At 65.5% G+C, this 1,663-nt stretch carries 4 protein-coding genes and 1 pseudogene; 2 read left to right on the forward strand and 3 right to left on the reverse strand.

The genetic code is table 11. From position 1 onward, the window contains the following. Positions 1-309, forward strand: a pseudogene (locus GPA_RS00255) (bis(5'-nucleosyl)-tetraphosphatase (symmetrical) YqeK); the annotation flags it as partial. Between the two features lie 14 nt (positions 310-323). Beyond that, complete coding sequence (gene rsfS, locus GPA_RS00260) at positions 324-740, forward strand: ribosome silencing factor (RefSeq protein ID WP_041239860.1); 417 nt, start codon at positions 324-326, stop codon at positions 738-740. A gap of 125 nt (positions 741-865) precedes the next feature. On the opposite strand, the gene brnA is transcribed toward rsfS, so the two are convergent. From brnA to GPA_RS00275, 3 genes are all read right to left on the reverse strand, one after another. Further along, complete coding sequence (gene brnA / locus GPA_RS00265) at positions 866-1,129, reverse strand: type II toxin-antitoxin system BrnA family antitoxin (protein WP_041238658.1); 264 nt, start codon at positions 1,127-1,129, stop codon at positions 866-868. Then, positions 1,104-1,379, reverse strand: a complete 276-nt coding sequence (locus GPA_RS00270; RefSeq protein ID WP_015538610.1) for a BrnT family toxin — start codon at positions 1,377-1,379, stop codon at positions 1,104-1,106. Before GPA_RS00270 ends, brnA begins: the two co-directional genes overlap by 26 nt. A 98-nt stretch (positions 1,380-1,477) precedes the next feature. Next, positions 1,478-1,663 (reverse strand): AfsR/SARP family transcriptional regulator (locus tag GPA_RS00275; protein ID WP_041238659.1); only part of this gene is annotated, 186 nt, incomplete at its 5' end.

Below are 1,663 nucleotides of genomic sequence, written 5' to 3' on the forward strand. Positions count from 1 at the left end.
CGCGACGTGGTGCAGGCCATCGCGCGGCATACGGCCGGCGCGGTGGGCATGACCGATCTGGACATGGTGGTCTACGTCGCCGACGCGCTCGAGCCGGGGCGCGACTACGCGGGGCTCGACGAGATCCGCGCGCTTGCGGGCCGGGTGCCGCTCGAGGAGCTGTACCTGGCAACGTTCAGGCATGTGTTCCTGAACCTGGTGGAGCGGCGCAAGCGCATCCACCCGCAGAGCATCGAGATATGGAACTACTACCTCGCCCGCTCGCACGACGCGGCGGACGAACGAAAAGGGAGGAAAGGAACAGCGTGAGCGAACCGAAGAAGATGGAAGAGAAGACCTCGCGGGAGCGCGCCCTCATCGCGGCGCGCGCGGCGGACGCGAAGAAGGCCACCGACATCATGGTGCAGGAGGTGCGCGACCTCATCGGCGTGACGGACTACTTCGTCATCGCCACGGCGGCGAACAACCGCCAGGTGGAGGCCATCGTCGACGAGATCGAGGAGGCCGAGCGCGTGCAGGGCGGCTGCAAGCCGCTGCACCGCGAGGGCACGCAGGACGGCACGTGGTCGCTTCTGGACTACGGCGACATCGTGGTGCACGTGTTCCAGCCGGAGACGCGCGAGTACTACCGACTGGAGGCCCTGTGGAACGACGCCCCGGTCATCGACCTGGCCGAGGAGGCGGGGCTCACCGAGCTGGAATACTCCGACCGCATCGCCAAGCTCCTGGGCAGGGAGTAGCAGGACCAGGGCGGGAGCTCTTATGCCCGCCCGGGTGCAATGCAGGCTGCGGGGGAGGACCGAGGGCCCTTCCGACCTCCCCCTTGCGGGGCCTTCCCATCTTGGAGGGAAGGCCCCGCAGCCTCTCAGGCGCTGCGGCGGGATGCCTCCTCGTCGAGGCGCTCGGCGATCCACGTCTTGATGACGGCCTGGCGGCCGATGCCGATGCGTCGCGCCTCGCGGTCCAGCGCCTCCACCACCCAGGCGGGGAAGTCCACGTTCACGCGCCGGGTCTCGAACGCAGGGTCGGAAACTACTGCCTTGTCGAGGTCGCAGTACTGGAGCACGTCCTCCTCGCCCTCGTCAAAGATCCGGTCGAACTCCTCAGTGCTCAAGCTCTTTGCTGTCATAGCACCTCGCCTCCTTCGTTCGGGAGCGGCGCACGGATATGATCCGGACGCGCTCGCCTCGATACGTCACCACCGCCGACCAGTGCTTGCCGTCTATCATGCCCAACACTACGAACCGCGCCTCTCCGCAATCAGCAAGGGACGGGATCGCTACCGTCCTATCATCCCACAGCCTCTGCGCCTCGCCGAAGTCTATCCCGTGCTTCGCGAGGTTCCGTGCGCTCTTTTGCGGGTCGTATTCGAATTCCATTATAACCCCTTATCGATATAATTTCTATATCATGAAAGCACCTTTCAATCCTTGTAACTATCCTGTTGTACAAGGGCGGTGTCGCGCACCCGTGCGCATCACTCCAGCAGCTCCTCCGTCTCGATGATGCTGCGGTAGAGCTCCATGGTGGCCAGTGACGGGTCGATGCCCAGCTCGGTGGTCAGGAAGCGGCGGCACTCGAAGTACGTCTCGAGGGCGGCCGTGCGCTGGCCGGCTGCGATCTGGGCGCGCATGAGGGCCGTGTACGTGTCCTCGCGGGTGCG

Origin of the sequence: Gordonibacter pamelaeae 7-10-1-b (genome assembly GCF_000210055.1) — a bacterium.
Taxonomy (GTDB): Bacteria; Actinomycetota; Coriobacteriia; order Coriobacteriales; family Eggerthellaceae; genus Gordonibacter; species Gordonibacter pamelaeae.

Coding starts and splice junctions, on each gene's coding strand:
- GPA_RS00270 (WP_015538610.1), bottom strand. CDS start 1,379: ATGGAATTCGAATACGACCCGCAAAAGAGCGCACGGAACCTCGCGAAG.
- rsfS (WP_041239860.1), top strand. CDS start 324: ATGGAAGAGAAGACCTCGCGGGAGCGCGCCCTCATCGCGGCGCGCGCG.
- brnA (WP_041238658.1), bottom strand. CDS start 1,129: ATGACAGCAAAGAGCTTGAGCACTGAGGAGTTCGACCGGATCTTTGAC.